7 protein-coding genes are annotated in these 20,131 nt (G+C 74.2%); all 7 read right to left on the bottom strand.

What is annotated here, in order from left to right; translation table 11 throughout:
- Window positions 1-121 precede the first annotated feature (121 nt).
- Genes ACFV8T_RS38960 through ACFV8T_RS38930 form a run of 7 tightly spaced genes read right to left on the bottom strand, consistent with a single transcriptional unit; the run spans window position 122 to window position 20,031 of the window.
- Window positions 122-2,161, bottom strand: coding sequence for a beta-ketoacyl synthase N-terminal-like domain-containing protein (locus ACFV8T_RS38960; RefSeq protein ID WP_385336828.1), 2,040 nt, complete (start codon window positions 2,159-2,161; stop codon window positions 122-124).
- On the bottom strand, window positions 2,158-5,454 hold the full coding sequence (locus ACFV8T_RS38955) for an amino acid adenylation domain-containing protein (protein ID WP_385336825.1): 3,297 nt from the start codon (window positions 5,452-5,454) through the stop codon (window positions 2,158-2,160). Before ACFV8T_RS38955 ends, ACFV8T_RS38960 begins: the two co-directional genes overlap by 4 nt.
- A 5-nt stretch (window positions 5,455-5,459) precedes the next feature.
- Window positions 5,460-9,425 carry an amino acid adenylation domain-containing protein gene (locus tag ACFV8T_RS38950; protein ID WP_385336823.1) on the bottom strand — a complete coding sequence of 1,322 codons (3,966 nt, stop codon included), beginning with the start codon at window positions 9,423-9,425 and terminating at the stop codon, window positions 5,460-5,462.
- Window positions 9,422-14,128: an amino acid adenylation domain-containing protein gene (locus ACFV8T_RS38945; protein WP_385336821.1), complete on the bottom strand. Its 4,707-nt coding sequence runs from the start codon at window positions 14,126-14,128 to the stop codon at window positions 9,422-9,424. The genes ACFV8T_RS38950 and ACFV8T_RS38945 overlap by 4 nt, the downstream gene beginning before the upstream one ends.
- Window positions 14,128-15,180 (bottom strand): MupA/Atu3671 family FMN-dependent luciferase-like monooxygenase, encoded by a 1,053-nt coding sequence (locus ACFV8T_RS38940; RefSeq protein ID WP_385336819.1) that lies wholly within the window; start codon window positions 15,178-15,180, stop codon window positions 14,128-14,130. Before ACFV8T_RS38940 ends, ACFV8T_RS38945 begins: the two co-directional genes overlap by 1 nt.
- Complete coding sequence (locus ACFV8T_RS38935; protein WP_385336816.1) at window positions 15,165-18,701, bottom strand: amino acid adenylation domain-containing protein; 3,537 nt, start codon at window positions 18,699-18,701, stop codon at window positions 15,165-15,167. Before ACFV8T_RS38935 ends, ACFV8T_RS38940 begins: the two co-directional genes overlap by 16 nt.
- Window positions 18,685-20,031, bottom strand: coding sequence for an MFS transporter (locus tag ACFV8T_RS38930; protein WP_385336813.1), 1,347 nt, complete (start codon window positions 20,029-20,031; stop codon window positions 18,685-18,687). The genes ACFV8T_RS38935 and ACFV8T_RS38930 overlap by 17 nt, the downstream gene beginning before the upstream one ends.
- Window positions 20,032-20,131: the final 100 nt, after the last annotated feature.

The raw sequence follows: 20,131 nt of genomic DNA, 5'->3' as shown, positions 1-20,131 counted from the left end.
GGGGGGGGGGGGGGGGGTGGGGTAGGTGGCCGGGGGCTTCACACAAACAAAAAAACAAACACGGTTCTCCCCCCCCCCCCCTCTTCGGCTCCCCCCCCCAAGCCCTGTGCGGTGTCCTCACTCACTCCGCCTCGAACTCCGCGAGCAGGGCGTCGAGGGAGTCGTCGCCCTCTCCGGCCGCGACGATCCGGCGGGCCATCTCGTGCAGCGTCAGCTGCTCCAGGAAGAGCGTGATGGGGACGTCGAGGTCGAAGTCGTCCCGGAGGCAGCCGACCAGGTGGACGGCGGTCAGGGAGTCGCCGCCGGCCGCGAAGTACGTCATCTCAGGGTCGTCGGTGTCCGTCAGACCCAGGGCGTCGGCGAGCAGCGCGCGGACGCCCTGCTCCAGTTCGGCAAAACCGCCGCCCTGCGCCGGCTGCTCCCCGCCCGGTGCGACCTGACCGAGGCGGTAGGCGCCGTGGCTCTCCCCGGCGAAGGGGTAGGACGGCAGGGCGACCCGTCGGCCGCCGCCGTCCCGCACCACCGGCTCACCCGCCAGCCAGGCCTCGCCGAGCGGGTCGGGCCCGCCCAGGCCCGCCGCACCGCCCGAGGCCAGTTCGGCGAGCAGATCCGCCGCCCCCGCCCGGTCCCCGGCCCGCACATAGCCGCGCACGGCCATCGGGACACGGCCCAGGCACAGCGTGTACGCGGTGTCGGCGAGCGACGGGGCACCCGGCGCCCGCAGCGCCCCGGCCAGCCGGCCGGCCATCGCGGCGAGGTCCTCCCGGGTGCGGGCGGACAGCAGCAGGACCTCCGGTGCGCCCTGGGCGTCCGGTTCCCCCGCCTCGCTGCGCCGGGGCGCCTCCTCCAGGACCACGTGCACATTCGAGCCACCGATGCCGACCGAGCTCACCCCGGACCGCCGGGGACCGAGCTCGGGCTCCGGCCAGGCGGTCGCCCGCTCGACCAGGTGGAACGGCGAGTCGTCGAAGCCCAGTTCGGGGTGCGGGCGGCCTGCGTCGGCGTTCGGCACCAGGGTCGCGTGCTCCAGCATGAGCACCGACTTGATCAACGCGGCGACGCCCGCCGCGGCGTCCAGGTGGCCGATGTTCGACTTCACCGAGCCGATCCCGATCCGCCCGGTGCCGAGCGCGCCCTTGAACGCGGCGGTCGCCGCCGCTGCCTCGATCCGGTCGCCGAGCGCGGTGGCCGTGCCGTGTGCCTCCAGGTACTGGGCGTCGGCCGGGTCGAGACCGGCCGCCGCCCAGGCCTCCACGATCGCGGCGGTCTGCTGGTCGACGCCGGGCGCGGTGAACCCGACCTTGGTGGCTCCGTCGTTGGTGACGGCGCTGCCCCGGATGACCGCCCGGATCGGGTCGTTGTCGGCGAGCGCGTCGGACAGTCGGCGCAGCACGACCACGCCCACCCCGTTGCCGGGCACGGTGCCGCCGGCCCGCTCGTCGAAGGGACGGCAGCGGCCGTCCGGCGAGTAGATGCCGCCCTGCTGGTGGATGTAGCCCCGCTTGCGCACCGTGTCCACGGCGACGCCTCCGGCCAGCGCCGTGTCGCACTCGCCGAGCAACAGGGACTGCACCGCGAGGTGCACCGCCGTCAGCGAGGTCGAGCAGGCCGTCTGCACCGTCAGGCTCGGGCCCTCCAGTCCCAGCCGGTACGAGATCCACGGGGCGAGGAACTCGCGGTCGGTGAGGATGCGTACCTGAAGCGCCCCGATGGACGCGGCGAGCCGCGGGTCGGTCTGCGCGGCCAGCATGTGCTCGGTGGGGCCGCCGCCGACGTACACGCCGGTACGCGCCGTTCCGCCGAGCGGGCTGCGGCCGGCGTCCTCCAGCGCGGACCAGGCCGTCTGCAGGAGCAGCCGGTGCTGGGGGTCGAGGGCCGCCGCCTCGGTGCGGTTGAAGCCGAACAGCTCCGCGTCGAAGCGGTCCGCGTCCACGAGATGGCCCTTGGCCGGTATGTGGTCGCGGCCGCGCACCTCCTGCGGGTCGGCGCCGTCGGCGATCAGTTCCTCCTCGGTGAAATCGGTCACCGAGCAGAGCCCGCCGAGCAGATTCGCCCAGTAGGCGTCCAGGTCGGGGGCGCCGGGGAAGCGACCGCTCATCCCGACGACCGCGATCGCGGAGTCGGCTGCGAGGGGCTCGGCGGCGCTGGCGTTCTCGGTCATCGTGTGGTGCCTTTCCGGTAGCTGAGTCGTCGGGCTGCGGCGGTGCGTCGTGCGTGCCGGTCACCGCCGCGCGCGGCGGCCGTGTCGGCGGGAGGAGCGGTTGCGGGAGCCCCGGCGGCGGTCCCGGCGACCGCCCGGTCGAGGTAAGCGGCGAGGGAGCTGACGGTGGGGTGACGGAACAGGTCGACCAGGCTGAGCTCGCCGTACGTCCCCAGCTCGCGCAGGGCGGACAGCACGCTCAGCAGCCGGATCGAATTGCCGCCCAGATCGAAGAAGTGGTCGGTGACGGCGACGAGTTCGAGGTTGAGCACGCGGGCCCACAGGCCCGCCACGAGCCGCTCGGTCGCGGTGCCCGCGACGGTGGTCGAGCCGTCCGGCCGGCACCGCACGGTGGCGGGTTCCGGGAGCCGGGCCCGGTCGATCTTGCCGTTGCTGCTGAGCGGCATCTCGTCCAGGCGTACGAACACCTCGGGCACCATGGACCCGGGCAGCCGCCGGGCGAGATGGGCGCGCAGCTCCGCGTCCGGGGGCGCCGCCCCGTCCCGGCCCACGACATACGCCACGAGCCGCTGCGCGGTGCCCGTGCCGCGGACGGTCGCCGCCGCCAGGGCGATGCCCGGCGCGCCCGCCAACAGGGTCTCGATCTCGCCGAGTTCGACGCGTACGCCGCGCAGCTTGACCTGGAGGTCGGAGCGGCCGAGGTAGTGGATCAGGCCGTGCGCGTCGATCCGGCCCAGGTCCCCGGTGCGGTACATCCGGGTACCCGGTGCGCCGTGCGGGTCGGCGACGAACCGTTCGGCGGTCAGGCCGGGCCGGCCGATGTAGCCCCGCCCCAGCGAGGCACCGGCCACATAGATCTCACCGGCCACCCCGGCGGGGACCGGCCGCAGCCGCTCGTCGAGGACGTAGACCCGGGCCCCGGGCACGGCGCCGCCGAGCACCACGGGCTCACCCGGGGTGAGGTCCCCGGTGGTCGCGTAGACGGTCACCTCGCTGGGGCCGTACGCGTTCACGATCCGCCGGCCGGGCGCGCTGAGCCGCTCCACCAGTTCGGCGGGGCAGGCCTCGCCGCCGACCGCGACGGTCCGCAGCTCGGGCAGCTGCCCGGTCAGGTCGGGCAGCAGCATCGCGGCGGACGGCGGCAGGAACACATAGGTGATGCGGGAGTCCCGCAGCCGTTCCAGCAGCGCCTCGCCGATCCGCTCGTCCTCCCGCGGGATGTGCAGTTCCGCTCCGGCCACCCAGGGGAAGAAGAGGTCGGACACGGCGACGTCGAAGCCGAACGACACGAATTGCAGCACCCGGTCGTCGGCGTCGACCGGGAAGGAGTGCCGGACCGCCCGGGTGAGGTTGAGCAGCGCCCGGTGCTCGATGGCGACGCCCTTGGGGACGCCGGTGGAGCCCGAGGTGAACAGGACATAGGCGAGATCCTCGGGGCCCGGTGCGGCACCGGTCGTGGCGGCCCCCGGGATGACCGGGTCCGTGACGGCCGGGCGGTCGACCCGGATGCACGGCACCTCCAGGCTCTCCCCCTTCTCCGCGGTCTCCCGGGAGGTCAGGAGGAGTCCGGTGCCCGAACTCTCCACCATGTGGCGGAGCCTGGCCTCCGGGTGGGCCTGGTCCAGCGGTACGTACGCGCCGCCCGCGCGCAGGACGGCGAGGGCCGAGATGCCCTGGTCGGCCGAGCGCGGCAGCAGCAGACCGACCCGGAAGCCGGGCCGTACCCCGGCGGCGCGCAGCCGGGCGGCCAGCGCGTCGGCCCTGGCGAGCAGTTCGGCGTAGCTCAGGCGGAGGTCGCCGCAGACCAGGGCCGTGGCATCGGGGTGTTCGGCCGCGCGGTCGGCGATCAGGTCGGGCACCAGGCGGTCCAGCGGCGCGGCCTCCGCGAGGCGGTCGGCGCCCGCGATGATCCGGCGGCGCTCGTCGGCCGGCACCAGCTCCACGGCGGACAGCGGTGCGGACGGGTCCGCGAGGAGCCCGGCCAGCAGCGTGCGGAAGTTGTCCGTCCAGCGGCGGACCGTGCCGGCCTCGAACAGGTCGCTGCGGTAGATGAACTGGGCGGCGAGTCCGGCGCCCCACCGCTCCATGAACAGGTGGAAGTCGAACTTGGCGGTGTCCAGGGTCAGGGGGAGCCGTTCGGTCGTCGCGCCGGCCAGTGCCAGATCCGGCGCGGCCTCGTCCTCGTAGCTGAGCGCCACCTGCACCACCGGGTCGTGGCTGGTCTCACGGACCGGGGCGAGGGTGTCGACGACCGCCTCGAACGGCGCGTCCTGGTGGGGCTGCGCCGCCAGCATCGAGGCGCGGACGCGGCGGGTGAGTTCGTCGAGCGAGGGGTCGCCGGACAGGTCCACGCGCATCGCCAGGGTGTTGGTCAGCATCCCGACCATCTCCTGGAGTTCGGGCCGCTCGCGCCCCGACGCCGGATAGCCGATGACCAGGTCCTCGCCGCCCGAGATACGGGAGAGGAAGGCGGCGTACGCCGCGAACACCGTCATGAACGGGGTGGCGCCCTGGACCGCGGCCACCTCGGCCAGGCGCTCCCTGACCTCGGCGTCGAGCAGGAAGCGTTCGGTGCCCCCGGCGGCCGTGCGGACCGGCGGGCGCGGGCGGTCCAGCGGCAGCTCCATGGCGGCGGGCGCGCCGCGCAGCCGGTCGACCCAGTGCTCCACGGACGCCTCGAAGGCACCGTCCGCGGCACGCTCCCGCTGCCAGGCCGCGTAGTCGGGGAACTGGAGCGGGAGTTCGGCCGGCCGGTACGTCTGCCCCCCGGCCTCGTGCCGGTACCCCTCGGACAGCCCCTCCAGCATGAGGCCGAGCGACCAGCCGTCGCAGACCAGGTGATGGGCGACGAGCAGCACCCGGTGGCTGCCGTCGTCGACGGCGTACACGGTGCAGCGCAGCAGCGGCCCCTCGGCGGTGTCGAAGGGGTGGGCGGCCTCGGCGCGCACCAGGGCGTCCGCACGGTCGGCGGGCACGTCCTGCCGGATGGTGAGCGGCACCCGCCCGACGGCCGAGACGCGCTGCGCCGGGGTGCCGTCCTCGGCGGTCCGGAAGACGGTCCGCAGTGCCTCGTGGCGGGCGACAAGCGCGTTCAGCGCGCGGCCGAACGCGGCGGTGTCGAAGGGCCCGTGCACCGCGAAGGCGACCGGGACGTTGTACTGGGGGGAGCCCGGATTCAGCTGGTCGAGGACCAGCAGGCGGCTCTGGGCGTCGGAGGCGGGGAACTCGTACTCCTCGTCCCCGCCGCCCTCCCCGGCGTAGAGGTCGATGAGATCGACGGCGTCGACGGTCATGGGTTTCAGTCCCCTCGGAGGGCGGATTCGAGGACCGCGGCGATCTCGGCCGCCGGGCCCGGAGTGAGTACGTCGCTGTGACCGCAGTCCAGTTCGTGCACGTCGAGCGCGGCGGTCACGCGCTGCCAGGCCTCGGTCTTCTCGGCCGTGGTCGGCCAGTCGTCGTGCGTCGCGGAGAAGAGCGTCGTCCGGCCGTCGTAGCCGGACGGGCGCCACTCCCGTACGAGCGCGGTGTGATGCGCCCCTGTGTCGACGAGGGCGTGCAGGCGGGCGGTGGAAAGGCCGTCGAAGGCCCCGTCGCGGGCCATGGCGAACACCTCGGTCCGCTCCAGCGGGCCGTCCGGCAACGGCAGCTCCGGGGCATGGGAGTGGAGCAGGATGCGCAGCATCTCGTTCTCGACGGCGGCGGGGTCCGGCGGCGTGCGCCTGATCTCGTCCGGCATCGGCATGGCGTCCACCACGGCGAGCATCCGGACCTCCTCGCCGGCCCGGCGCAGCCGCACCGCCAGTTCGTAGGCGAGCGGACCGCCGAAGGACCGGCCGAGCAGCAGATACGGTCCGTGCGGCCGGAGTTCGCGCACACTCCGCAGATACAGGTCCGCCATCTCTCCCATGGTGGGCGGGAGTTGGCCGATGCCGCTCAGCAGCGCCGGGCTCTGCAGGGTGTGCACGGGGCGGGCCGGGTCCAGGTGCGGCAGCAGGTTCACGTACGACCAGCTCAGACCGAGCCCCGGGTGCACACAGATGAGCGGGGTGCGGTCGCCACCGGTCCGCAGGGTGAGCACCGGCTCCAGGCTGTTGTGGTGCGGCTCCTGCGGCGCCGTCGCGGACGACGGACGTCCGGGAGCGGCGCGCAGCGGTGTCCGGGGAGCGGGGCCGTTCGTGGACGGAGGGGCGTCGAGCAGGGCGGCCAGAGCGGCCGGGGTCGGCGCGTCGAACAGGGCGGCGACCGGGATCCGTACGCCGAGGACCGTCTCGATCTTCGACTTCAGGCGCAGCGCGGTCAGCGAATGGCCGCCCGCCAGGAAGAAGTCGGTGTCGGGCCCGACCGCGGGGACACCGAGCACCGTGCCGAACAGGGCACACAGCTCCCGCTCGCGCGGAGTGCGCGGTGCCCGGTCGGCCACCGTTTCCCCGCCGGGTCCGGGGGCGGGGAGCGCGGCCCGGTCGACCTTGTTGTGGCGGGTGAGCGGCACCTCGTCGATACGGACCCACAGCGACGGCACCAGGTGCGCGGGCAACTGCTCGGCGGCGTGCGCCCGCACCCGGTCGAGGGTCCGGTGCCACTGCTCCTCCCGGTCCGCGTCCTCAGCGGGCACCAGCCAGGCGGCCAGCAGCTTGCCGCCCGCCGCGTCCGGCCGGGCGCCGACCACGGCCCGCGCCACGCCGGGGCAGCCCGCCAGCGCGGCCTCGACCTCGGCGGGCTCCACGCGGAAACCACGCACCTTGACCTGGTCGTCGGCCCGGCCCGCGAACTCCAGCACGCCGTCCGGCGTCCAGCGGGCCAGGTCCCCGGTGCGGTACATGCGGCTGCCCGGCGGTCCGTACGGATCGGCGACGAACCGCTCCGCGGTGGGAACCGGCCGCCCGAGGTAGCCCTGGGCGAGCCCGCTGCCGCCGATGTAGAGCTCACCGGTGGCGCCCGCCGGGACGGGGCGCAGCCGGACGTCCAGGACATGGGCGCGGGTGTTGTCCAGGGGACGCCCGATGGGAACGGCGCCCGGATGCCCCGCCGGTTGTCCGGACGCGGTGTGCGCGGTGGCGAAGACCGTCGTCTCGGTGGGGCCGTAACCGTTGACGACCACCGTGTCCGGGCAGTGCTCCCGGATCCGGCGCACGGTGTCGGGCGCGAGGACGTCGCCGCCGGACCACACCTCGCGGAGCCCGGACAGCGCGCCGGGCGCGATCTCCGCGACGGTGCGCAGCAGTTCGGGTGTGAGCATGAGCCCGGTGACCCGCCGTTCCCGGACCACCCGCTCCAGCAGGTCGGGGGTGACCGCTTCGGAGGGGGCGACCACCACGGTCCCGCCGTTCAGGAGCGGGACCCACACCTCGTAGGTCGAGGCGTCGAACGTGTACGGGTTGTGCAGCAGCACCCGGTCGTGGGCACCGCCCGCGAAGCGGCCGTCGGTGGCGAGTTCGGTGATCGCCCGCTGCGGGACCAGCACCCCCTTGGGCTCTCCGGTGGAGCCGGAGGTGTAGATCACGCAGGCGGCGGCCCCGGGATCGGCGGGGACACCGTCGAAGGAGGCGGACATGGACCCGGATGCCTCGGCGACGTCCAGCACCGCGGTACCGGCGGGAAGCCGGGCGGCGGCCGGATCCGTCCCCGCGGTGAGGACCAGCGAGGGGGCCGCCGCGGACATCAGCCGGGCCAGCCGCTCCGCCGGGTGCGCCGGGTCGAGGGGGAGCCAGCAGGCCCCCGCCTTGAGGACCGCGAGCTGGGCCACGACCACGGAGGCCGAACGGGGCAGCAGCAGGGCCACGGTGTGCCCCGGTGCCACACCGGCCCGGACGAGGCGGCCGGCCAGCCGGTCCGACGCGGCGTCGAGCCCGGCGTAGCTGAGGATCTCGCCGTCCGTGTCGACGGCCGGCGCGTCCGGGGTACGGGCCACCTGGGCGGCGAATCGCCCGGTCGGGGTGGCGGGTGCGGCGGGCGCGCGGGTCGGGCCGTCGGCCAGGGCCAGCAGGCGGTGCCGCTCCGACTCGGGCAGCGCGTCGATGTCCTCCACCGGTGTCCGGGGTGAGCGGGCCAGCTGCTCCAGCACGTGCGCCAGGCGTTCGGCGACCGCGGTGGCGGAGATGCCCCGGCGGCAGCTCACGGACAGCAGCAGCCGGTCCTCGGCGACCGCCGCGATCGTGACCGGGTAGTGCGTCGCGTCCGACACCTTCGCCAGGCGGACGGTGCCGGGGCCGTCGTCGCTCCCGGAACCCCGCGGGAAGTTCTCGAAGGCGATGATCGAGTCGAAGAGCTCACCGGCCCCCACGGCGCGCTGCACCTCGGCGGCGCGGGCGTGGTGGTGCTCCAGCAGCCGGGACTGCTCGTCCTGGATCCGGCGGAGCAGCTCCTCCACCCGCTCGCCGTCCCGCAGCCGCACCCGTACCGGCAGGGTGTTGATGAACAGCCCCACCATGGACTCGACACCGGGCAGGTCGTGCGGGCGCCCCGAGACGACCGCGCCGAAGACCAGGTCGCGGGAGCCCGTCAGCCGAGCCAGGACCAGGGCCCAGGAGACCTGCACCAGGGTGTTGAGGGTGACGCCCGCCGCGGCGGCCCGCCGGACCAGCGTCTCGGTGAGGCCGGCGGTCAGCCACAGCCGCGAACGGTCGGGCGCCGTGTCCGGTCCGGCAGGGGCCAGCAGCGCGGGCCGTTCCAGGCCCTCCAGCGACTCGCCCCAGGCGGCTTCGGCCTTGTTCCGGTCCTGACCGCCCAGCCACACCAGGTAGTCCCGGTAGGGCGCGGCGGGCGGCAGCGGCCGGCCCGCCACGAGGGCGGCGAGGTCCCGCTCGACGACCGGCATCGACCAGCCGTCCAGCAGGATGTGGTGGAAGGACACGGCCAGCTCGGCACCGGTGTCGTGCCGCAGGAACGTGGCACGGACCAGGGGCGGGCGGGCCACGTCGAAGCGGAGCGCCGCGTCCTCGCGCAGCACCTCGTTGGTGCGCACCCGCACCGCGTCCGGGGCGAGACCCGTCAGGTCCACCTCGGTCCACGGCACCCGGACCGCCTTCGGCACGACCTGGACCGGCCGGTCCAGGCGCTCGTGACGGAAGCAGGCGCGCAGATTGGGATGCCGGTCCAGGAGCGCGGTGACCGCGGCCCGTACCGCTTCCCCGGTGATCGCGGGGCCGATCTGGAACCGGGCCTGCACCAGATAGGGGTCGGGGCCGTCGGTCTGCCGGGCGGCGTGGAAGAGCAGGCCCTCCTGGAGCGGGGAGAGCGGCAGCACGTCCGCGATGCGCGCGTTCATCGTCGCTCCCCTTCGTCGTCGGCGGAGCCGGCACCGTCGAAGCCGGCGTCGAGATCGCCGAAGTCCATGTCCTGCCCGAGCAGTTCGAGCTGGTCACCGGTGAGGTCGACGAGCGGGAAGTCGGACGGGGTGTGGACGGCTCCGCCGTCCGGTCCGCACGTGTCCGCGAGGACGCCGAGCGCCTCGGACCACGCCCCGGCCAGTGCGCGCACCTCGTCCTCGGTGAACACCCCGGACGGGTAGGAGAAACTCGCCTCCAGAACGGGCTCGCCGTTCTCCTCGCGGGCCAGCACGTCCACCTCCAGGGTGTGCGCCAGCGGCACGGCGTCCGGGCCGGGCTCCAGCAGCCGCCCGCCCGCCGCGTCGCCCGCGCCGAACCGCCCCAGATAGTTGAAGCGGACATCGGGCACCGGGAGCGCGGCGAGTGCCGGGCCGGTCTCCGGGTTGAGGTAGCGCAGCAGCCCCCAGCCGAGCCCGCCCGAGGGCACCGCCCGCAGCTGCTCCTTGACGTACTTCAGGGCCTCTCCCGGCTGACCGCCGGGCGCCACCGACGCGGCACCGATGTCCAGGCGGACCGGGTACTGCGTGGTGAACCAGCCGACGGTGCCGGACACGTCGACCTGGGCGGAGACGACCTCGCGCCCATGGCCCTCCAGGTGGACGAGGAGCGCGGATCCGGTGCCCCGCCGCTGGACGGCCGCCGCGGTCAGGGCGGTCAGCATCACCGCGTCGGGACGGCAGTTGAAGATCCCCGGCAGGGTGAGGAGCACACTGCGGGTGAGCCCGGGGTCCAGCTCGAAGGTGAGGGTCTCCCGCTGCCCGTCCGCACCCAGGCCGTCGGCGAGCCGGGCCGTGTCGTCCGCCAGCTGCCGCTTCCACCAGGGGAGTTCGTCGAGCCGCAGTCCGGCCTCCTGGGAGAGCAGCCGCGACCACCGGGTGAACGAGGCGGTCTTCGCGGGTGCGGCGTCGCCCTCGGAGCGATGGTCCAGCGCCGCGGCGAGCTCTTCCCCGAGCACCCGCCAGGAGAAACCGTCCACGGCCAGGTGGTGCACGGTCAGCAGCAGGGCGCCGGGACGGCCGGAGCCAGGATCGAGCCACACCGCCCGCACCATCTCGCCGTGCTCGGGCCGGAGGGTGATGGTGCGGGCCAGTTCCGTCGCCCGGGAGTGGAGATCGGTGTCCGCCGGCACGGCCACCCGGACGGCCGCCGCGTCGGCGGGCGCGCTCTCCTCGGGCACCTGGAGCTCCCAGCCGGTGTCGTCCTCGCGCACCAGGCGCATCCGCAGCGCGGCGTGCCGCTCGACCAGTACGGAGACGGCCTCCTCGATCGCCGCGAGTCCGGTGCCGGGCGCCAGCGGGAACAGCATGGACTGGGTGAACGTGGCGGTGTCCCGGACCTGTTCGCGCCACCAGTGCATCACCGGGGTGAGGGGCAGCCGCCCGGTCCCGGTGTCCTCCTGCGCCGGGGCGTCGATGTCGGGCGTACGGGCCAGCACGGCCAGCCGGGCCGGGGTGCGTACGGTGAACACGTCGTGCGGCGAGAGCACGAGTCCGGCAGCCCGCGCCCGTGCGGCGAGCTGGATCGCCATGATGCTGTCGCCGCCGAGCCGGAAGAAGTCGTCGTCGGCACCGGCCTGTTCGAGGCCCAGCAGCTCGGCGAAGAGCCCGCAGAGGATCTCCTCGCGCGCCGAACCGGGGAGCCGGACGGTGTCGGCGGTCCGTGCGGCGGGCGCAGGCAGGGCGGCCCGGTCCAGCTTGCCGTGGGACGACAACGGCAGCGCCTCCAGGGCCACCACGGCGGCCGGGACCATGGCCGCGGGCAGGCGCCCGGAGGCGTGCAGGAGCAGCGCGTCCTCGTCGATCTCCGCTCCCGGCGCGGGCACCGCGTACGCGACGAGCTGCGCGCTGTCGCCCCGGTCGTGCCGTACGACGGCCACCGCCCGTTCCACGGTGGGGTGTTCGGCGAGCGCGGCGGCGATCTCGCCCGGTTCGATCCGCAGCCCGCGCAGCTTCACCTGCTCGTCGCCGCGCCCGAGGTAGTACGTGCTGCCGCTGTCGTCGCGGTGGGCGAGGTCGCCGGTGCGGTACATGCGGCTGCCGGGCGGACCGTAGGGGTCGGCGACGAACCGCTCGGCGGTGAGCGCGGCACGTCCCAGGTAGCCACGGGCGAGCGCGGCACCCGCCAGGTACAGCTCACCGCCTGCCCCGGCCGGCACCGGCCGGAGCCGCTCGTCGAGGACATAGGCGGTGGTGCCGGCCACCGGTGTGCCGATGGGCGGCACCGTGCCGTCGGCCTCCAGCGGTCCGGAGACGGTGGAGACGACGGTCGACTCGGTGGGCCCGTAGGCGTTGTGGAAGCGTCGCCCCGCGGCGGCCCAGCGGGCCACCAGCTCCGGCGGACAGGCCTCCGCGCCGACGACGAGGGCACGCAGATCCGGATGCGGTCCGGCCGGTACGGTCGCGAGCACGGACGGCGGGACGAACGCGCAGGAGATCCGCCGCTCGGTCAGAACCGTCCCGAGGTCCTCGCCCACGAGCGGACCCGGGGGCGGCAGAACCAGGGTCCCGCCCGAGCCGAAGGCCAGGCACAACTCGCCGACGGAGATGTCGAACGAGGGCGGCCCGAGCTGGAGCACCCGGCTGTCGGCGTCCAGCCCGATGCCGTCCACCAGGGTCCGGGTGAGCGCGGCCACCCCGGCGTGGGTGACCACCACGCCCTTCGGGGTGCCGGTGGAGCCGGAGGTGTGGATGACATGGGCGGCGTCGAAGGGGTCCGGGCCACCCGGCGGCAGCGGTTCCCCGGCCCAGGCGTCCTCGTCGAGGACCAGGACCGGCAGACCGGTCTCCAGGGGCGCGGCGCCCGGCTCGGTGACGAGGAGCACGGGCGCGGCCCCGGCCAGGACCCGGCGGATCCGCTCGGCCGGGTGAGCGGGGTCGAGGGGCAGATAGGCGGCGCCGGCGCGCTGGACGGCCAGCGCCGCCACCGGCCAGTCACTGCCGCGGGCGAGGGCGAGGGCCACGACCCGCCCGGGGCCCGCCCCGAGTTGCACCAGCCTGCCCGCCAACCGGGCCACCCGGTCGTCGAGTCGGGCGTAGCTCAGGGTCCGCCCCGGGGACTCGACGGCCGGTGCGTCCGGTGTGCGGGCCGCCTGCCGGGCCACCAGCTCGGGCAGCGTGACGGGGGCGGGGGCGGTGGGCCCGGCGGATCCGGCGAGCAGCTGATCGCGCATGGCCGGGGGCACCAGGTCGATGTCCCCGATGAGCGCGGTGGGGTCGGCGGTGATCTGCCGCAGGAGCTCGACGTAGCACTGCGTCCAGCGGGCCACCGTCGCGGGGCTGAAGACATCGGTACGCAGCCCGAAGCTGCCCTCCATGCCGTCACCGCTGTCCTTCACCACGCCGACGAGGTCGTGCTCGCCGCCGGTGTGGATGCGCTCGGGCTCCGCGAACTCCTTCATCACCGAGACGCTCGGCTGCTGCGTCAGGTGCATGAACACCCACTGGTACAGCGGGGCCCGGCCCGCGCTGCGCTCGGGCGCGGCGGCCGACACGATCCGGCCGACCGGCACGTCCGAGTTGGCCATCAGATCCGGGAAATCGACGGCGAACCCGGCGAGCACGTCGGCGAAGGACCGCTCCGGAGTCACGTTCCAGCGGGTCGGCACGGCATTCATGACGTACCCGATGACCTGGTCCAGGCCCTTGGCCGCGCGGTTGGCGATGGGGGTGCCGATCACCAGGTCGTCGGCGCCGCTGACCCGGTGCGCCAGGACGGCGAAGGCGGCCATGAGGACGACGTAGACGGAGGCACCGCGCTCCCGGGCCAGGGCCCGCACGGCGGCGGTGGTCGGCGCGTCGATGTGGAAGGGGACCTGCGCGATGCCGTCGCCCTCGGTGACGGAGACGGTGGAGCCCGGCACGGTGAGCGGACCGGGCGGGTCGGCGAGATAGCGCCGCCAGAAGTCGAGCCGGCTGGCGAAGACCCCGGACTCCTCCAACTCGCTCTGCCAGGAGGAGAAGTCGGCGTACTGGACGGCCGGCCGGGTGAGGGGCGGCTCCAGGCCGTCGCGCAGGGCGCCGTACGCCTGCGCGAACTCGTTCTGCAGCACGTCGAACGACCACCAGTCGCTGATGGTGTGGTGCAGACTCAGCATCAGGGTGGAACGCCGTTCGTCGACCTGGACGAACCGGGCCCGGATCAGCTTGTCCCGGCCGAGGTCGAAGGGACGGCTGCGGAAGGTCTCGAAGGCCTCGTCGATCGTCCTGCCGGTGCCCCGCAGATCCTCGCGCTCCAGATCGAAGGTCCCGTCGTCGCCGAACTCGACATGCAGCTCGCCCGACGGGTCCGTCACGATGCGGGTCCGCAGGATGTCGTGGTGACGCTGGATCAGCGTCAGCGCCGCCTCCAGATGCGCCGGGTCGACGGCCCGCTCGAAGTGGTATGCGGCGCACAGGTTGAGCGCGGGGGTACCGGGATACAGCGAGTCGTACACCCACAGGTCGTGCTGTGCGGGGCTCAGCGGCACCCGGCGGGCCGGGTCGCGCGGTGGTATGACGGCGGGTATCTCGCGGGCCCGCCCCGCCTCCAGCAGACGGCGCATCAGGCGGACCCGCTGCTCCCTGCCGAGTGCGCCGAACCGGTCGGCCATGGACGAAGGGGACGCCGCACCCGGGACCGGGCGCGAGAAGGTGGGGGCGCTCATCACAGGTTCTCTTTCAGTTCGGCCAACCGGTGCAGCCCGGCCAGTACGTCGTCGCGTCCGATGCCGAAGTCGATGAAGCAGGCGATCTCGTCGACGCCCAGCTCGGCCAGATCGGCGAGCATCTTGGCGCAGTGGCCGGGGGAGCCGAGCAGGCTGCCCCAGCTCAGATAGCGCTCGAACGCGAAGTCGGCGAGCATCGCGGTCTGTTCCTCGGTGAGCCCCGCGGTCGTGGCGTCCGCCGAACGGTTGGCCGCGGTCTGGCGGACGTACGAGGCGAGATAGGTCTTGAGCGGGGCGCCCGCCATCCGGCGCACCTCCGCGTCGTCGGTGCCGACGTAGGTGTGGGCCATCAGCGTGACCCGGCCGTGTGCGTCGGTGCCCCGCTGGTCGGGGGCGGCGGCGCAGGCGGTGCGGTAGCGGGCGATCTTCTCGGCCAGCTCGTCCCGGCTCTGCCCGACGGTCGCGCCGAGCACTCCGGCGCGCAGCCGTCCGGCCGCCTCCCAGGTCTCCGGGTTGCCGGAGGTGGTGATCCACAGCGGCAGGGTGTCCTGCACGGGCCGGGGCTGGGGCGTGACGGAGACCGGGGTGCCCGTGCCGTCGGGGTACTCGGCGGGCTCGCCCGCCCACAACGACCGCAGCCGCGGGACGGTCTCCAGGGCGGATTGCCGACGGTCCGCGTACTGCTCGGGGGCCAGCGTGAAGTCCTTGGAGTGCCAGCCGGTGGCGACGGAGAGACCCACCCGCCCGTGCGAGAGGTTGTCCACGACGGCCCAGTCCTCCGCCACCCGCAGCGGGTGGTGCAGCGGCAGGACGACGCTGCCCGCGCGGATCCCGATCCGTTCGGTGGCGACGGCGAGTGCCGCGCTGAGCACCGGCGGGCTGGGAAAGACCTGTCCCACCTGCTGGAAGTGGCGCTCGGGGGTCCAGACGGCGTGGAACCCGAGCCGGTCGGCGGTCCTGGCCACGGCGAGGATGTCCTCGTACGTCTCGGTGTGCCGGGCTTCGCCGGCGGTGGTGCTGTCCGCACCGAAGAACATCACACTGAGGTCCACTGCCACTCCTCCTGCTTCCTGCTGGGCTGGGTCTGGGTCTGGGGCTGGGGCTGCGGACGGCGCGGCACCCGGGGGCGGCGCGGGATGGGGGACACGGCGTCCGGCTCGGGCCGGGCGACCGCCTGTTCCAGCTCGGCGGCGAAGGCGGCGACCGTGGGCGCGGCGAACAGCTGGGCCACGGTCACCGGCCGGCCGGCGCCGAGCCGGGCCACGGCGCGCACCGCGCGCAGGGAGTTGCCGCCGAGTGCGAAGAAGTCGTCGTCCGGGCCGGCGCTCGGCACACCGAGGACCTCGCACCACACGGCGGCGACTTCCTGTTCCAGAGCGGTCATCGGGCGCTCCGCGGTTCCTCGGGGCCGGGCCGGTGCCGCGATCCGGTCGCTCTCGCCGGCCCGCCGCGGCGGCTCGGTGAGACCCAGCCGGGACAAGGGCGTGTCGGGGGCGGACGCGGCCGCCTCCAGGGCCTCGGGGAGGGCGTGGGCGAGCCACTGGACGAAGTCCGCCTCCAGCGCCTCCCCGCGGTACTCGAACGTCAGCGTCAGCCCGTCCGGTGCGCCCAGCTCCGAGGTGGAGTCCGTGACGTCCACCAGGAGTTCGAACCGGGCGGCGCCGGTGCGCACGATCTCGACGCCGTGCTCGGCACCGGGCAGCGTGACCTCGGCCCGCGCGTTGTTCTGGAGCGCCAGGACCACGTCGGTGAACGGCTGCCGGCCGGGGGAGCGCGCCGGGTTGAGGGAGCCGACCACGTCCTCGAACGGCACGTCCTGGTGGCCGAACGCGGCGAGGTCCGTCTCCCGCACCCGGGCGAGCACTTCGGCCGCGGTGGGGTCTCCGGAGAGATCGGTGCGCAGCACCAGCATGTTGACGAAGAACCCGACGACGTCCTCTACGCTGCCGTCCCCGGCGCGTCCGGCCACCGGTGCGCCGATCGCCAGGTCCTCGTCCGCGCCGGCCCGCACCAGCACGGTGGCCAGCGCGGCGTGCAGGGCCATGAAGAGCGTGGCGCCCCGGGCACGGGCCGAGTCGGCCACCCGGGCGTGGGCCGCCGCGTCGAGCCGGCACACCACCACCTGCGCGGCCGGACCGGGTACGGCGGGGCGCCCGGCGCGGCGGGGCAGCAGCGGACCCTCGGCCGGCAGCCCGTCCAGCTCCTTGCGCCAGTACGTGAGCTGACGGGCGGCGAGCGCGTGCGGATCGGACGGTGAGCCGAGCCGGTCGAGCTGGTGACGGGCGTGCTCCCCGTACGGGACGGCGAGCGGGGCGAGTCCGGCCGGGTCCGCACCACGGACCCGTGCCTCGTAGGCGCGTGACAGATCGCGGAAGAGCGGACGCAGGGACCATCCGTCCCCGGCGATGTGGTGGACCAGCACCAGCAGCGCGTGCTCGTCCGGCCGCTCCCGACTGGTGAACAGCGTGGCCCGCACCGGGAGTTCGGCACGCAGGTCGAAGCGGTGGCGGGCCTCCCGCCCGATCTCCCGGTCCAGCTCTTCCTCGGTGAGCCGCAGATGCCGGAAGGCAGGCCGGGCGGCCGCCCCGCTCAGCACCCGTCGTACGGGGGCGCCGTCGGACTCCTCGAAGACGGTGCGGAGCACTTCGTGACGGTCGGCGACCCGGGCCAGGGCGTCGTCCAGCGCGGCCGGGTCGACCGTGCCCCGCAGCCGGACCAGCATCGGCAGGTTGTACGCGGCGCCGGCCCCGATCCGGTCCAGGAACCACAGCCGGTGCTGCGCGTGCGACACCGGGAGCGCGCCGGAGGCGGCGCCGGGCGCGGCGGGGGCCGCGGGGGGTGCCGGGGGAGCGGCGTCGACGAGCGGGGCCAGCAGCGCCGGGGTGGGCGCCTCGAAGAGCCCGCGGATGTCGATCTCGGCGCCGAGCGCGGAGTGGATCCGGCCCAGCAGCCGGGCGGCGAGCAGGGAGTGGCCGCCGAGGGAGAAGAAGTCGTCGTCCGGGCCGACCGGGTCCGTGCGCAGCACCTGGGAGAAGAGGTCGCACAGCGCGGCCACGGTGCCGCTCACCACCGCCGGTCCCGCGAGGGCCGTCGCGGATCCGGGCTCCGGCAGGGCGGTCCGGTCCAGCTTTCCGCTGGGGGTCAGCGGCAGCGCGTCCAGCGGCACGAAGACCGCCGGTACCAGGTAGTCGGCCAGCGTGTCGCGGGCGTAGGCGCGCAACTCCGCTTCCCGGAAGTTCTGCCGGGCGCCGCCGTGCGGTACGACGTACGCGGTCAGCTGGCGGTCGCCCGCCGGGTGCTCATGGGCGACGACCGCCGCCCGGTCGATGCCGGGGTGCCGGGCCAGAACGCTCTCGACCTCACCCGGCTCCACCCGGAAGCCCCGGATCTTCACCTGGCTGTCGGCCCGGCCCAGGTATTCGAGGACTCCGTCGGCACGCCGTCGCCCGAGGTCGCCGGTGCGGTAGACACGCTCACCGGACGGGGCCGCGACGAAGCGTTCGGCGGTCAGCGCGGGCCGTCCCCGGTACTCGCGGGCGACGCCCGCCCCGGCGGCGTAGATCTCACCGGTGCGGCCGTCCGGCACCGGACAGAGCTCCTCGTCGAGGATGTACAGCCGCTTCCCTGCCAGCGGGCGGCCGATCGGCACCGGGCCCGCGCCGAGCTCGGCGCGGGTCACCGGGTGGACGGTCAGGAAGATCATGCACTCGACGGGCCCGTAGCCGTTGCTCAGCCGCAGCCGCGGACTGCGCTCCAGGGCGCGGGCCGCGTGCGGCGCGGACAGGGCCTCGCCGCCCACCACGAGCTCCCGCAGTCCGTCCATCACCTGCGGGTACTCGTCGACGATGACGTTGAAGAAGGATGCCGAAAGGTACATGGAGGTGATGCCGTGCTCGGCGACGAGCCGTGCCATCACGAAGGGTTCGGGCCGCTGCCCCGGGTGCAGGACGCAGGTCCCGCCGTTCATGAGCGGCCCCCACAGCTCCAGGGCGAACGCGTCCCACGACAGCGGGGCGCACTGGAGCCAGACCGCGCCGTGGCCGAACGACGCGAAGGTCTGCCCGGTCAGGGTGGACGTGATCGCGTGGTGCGACGAGGCGATGCCCTTCGGCCGCCCGGTCGAGCCGGAGGTGAACATCACGCAGGCGATGTCGTCGGGCCGGACCGGGACGGCGCCGCGCGGCAGCGGCTGCGCACCGTGCGCGTCCTCGATGTGCACCTGCGCCACGTCGAGCATCCCGGGCGCGGCGTCCCGGGCCGAGACGACCACGGCCGTCCTCGCGTCCTCGGCCATCGCGCGCAGTCGTTCGGCGGGGAAGCCGGGGTCCAGCATCATGTAGCCGGCTCCGGCCTTGAGGATGCCGAGCACCGTCACGACGAGTGCGGTGGAGCGCTCCAGGTACACCCCGACCGTGTCACCGGCCCGGATGCCCCGTGCGGCCAGCAGACCCGCCAACCGGGCCGCCTGCGCGTCGAGTCCGGCGTAGTCGATCCGTTCGTCGCCGTGGATCAGCGCTGTCGCGCCGGGCGTCCGTGCCACCTGCTCCTCGAACAGTTCATGCACGCACCTCATCCCGCTCACCTCCTTGCCCGCCGCTCTGCTCGACGGGCTCCTGCGGCGCGTCGAGGTCGGGCAGCAGGGTGTCGATGTCCCGGATGGAGCGGCTGGCGAGTCCCCACAGGGCGACCCCGGTACCGCCGATGCCGGCGAGGAGCAACATGGCCGCCATGCCGCTGCCCGGACCGTCGCCGACGAGGGGACCGAGCACGGTGAAGAGCCCGGAGCCCCGGGCGGCCAGCGGTTCGAAGACGTGGTCGGCGAGCGGTCCGGAGACCGCCATGGCGATGGGCACGGAGATCTGCGACAGGAACATCACCGCGCCGAAGACCCGGCCCTGCCATTCGTGGGGGACCTTGGTCTGCACGATCGTCTGCATCGAGGCGTTGACCACCGTCATGAGCAGGGCGCCGACCAGGATGGCCAGGCACCAGCCGGTCACCCCGTCCACCAGGCTCATCACCACCAGAGCGGACAGGCACATGCCGACCACGCCGAGCATCATGCCCCGGCCCCGGTTCGCGGGACCGCCCCAGGCCGCCATCAGCAGGGCGCCGGCCACTCCGCCGATACCGACCGAGGTGTTGACCGCGGCGAGTGCGCCATTGCCGGCCCGCATCAGCACCATCGGCGAGATGAGGGCGAAGCCGAAGACCATGACGAGGTTGACGACACAGAAGTTGACGATCAGGTCGCGCAGGCTGGGCACCCGGAACAGGTAGCGCAGCCCCTCGACGGCATCGGCGGTGATCCGCTTGCGCGGCGCGGCGGCGTCCTTCGTCACCTGGTCGCCGTTGAAGCGCACGATCCGGATGCCGATGAGGGCGAACGCGTAACTGGCCAGGTCGACCAGGAGCGTCGGGCCGATCCCGAACAGCGTGACGAGCAGACCGCCCAGCGCGGGGCCGCCGATCCCGGCGGCACTCTTCGCACCTGCCAGCAGGCCGTTGGTGCGGTCCAGCTGGTCCTTGCGGACCAGGAGGGGAACGGCCGAGGACAGGGCCGGGAACTGGAAGGCGGCGCAGACGCCGAGGAGTACGGCGGCCGGATAGACCTGCCAGGCGTGGAAGGCGCCGAGGTAGTGGAGCAGCGCCAGCGTGCCCACCACGAGGAGCCCGCCGGCATCGGCTATCTGGAGCGCGGTGCGCTTGGGTATACGGTCGACGATTGCGCCCGCAATGGGACTGAACACGGCCTGCGGCAGCATGGCGCACAGCGAGAGGATGGTGACGGCGGTCGCGTTCCCGCCGGACGACCACACCTCGACGATGAAGGCGAACCGGACTGCCGCGCTTCCCGCCAGGGATACCGCCTGACCGGACCAGACGAGGAGAAAGGGCCCCATTCCCGAAAATCGACCGGGAATGTCCGTTGATATCCGGGTGCCCATCAGGATCCGGATCCCTTGTGCACCGGCAGCCGGCACATCGTGCCCGAGCCGACGA

This window comes from Streptomyces sp. NPDC059832 (assembly GCF_042731715.1).
Classification (GTDB): Bacteria; Actinomycetota; Actinomycetes; order Streptomycetales; family Streptomycetaceae; genus Streptomyces.
This window is presented reverse-complemented; position numbering and strand designations above follow the sequence as displayed.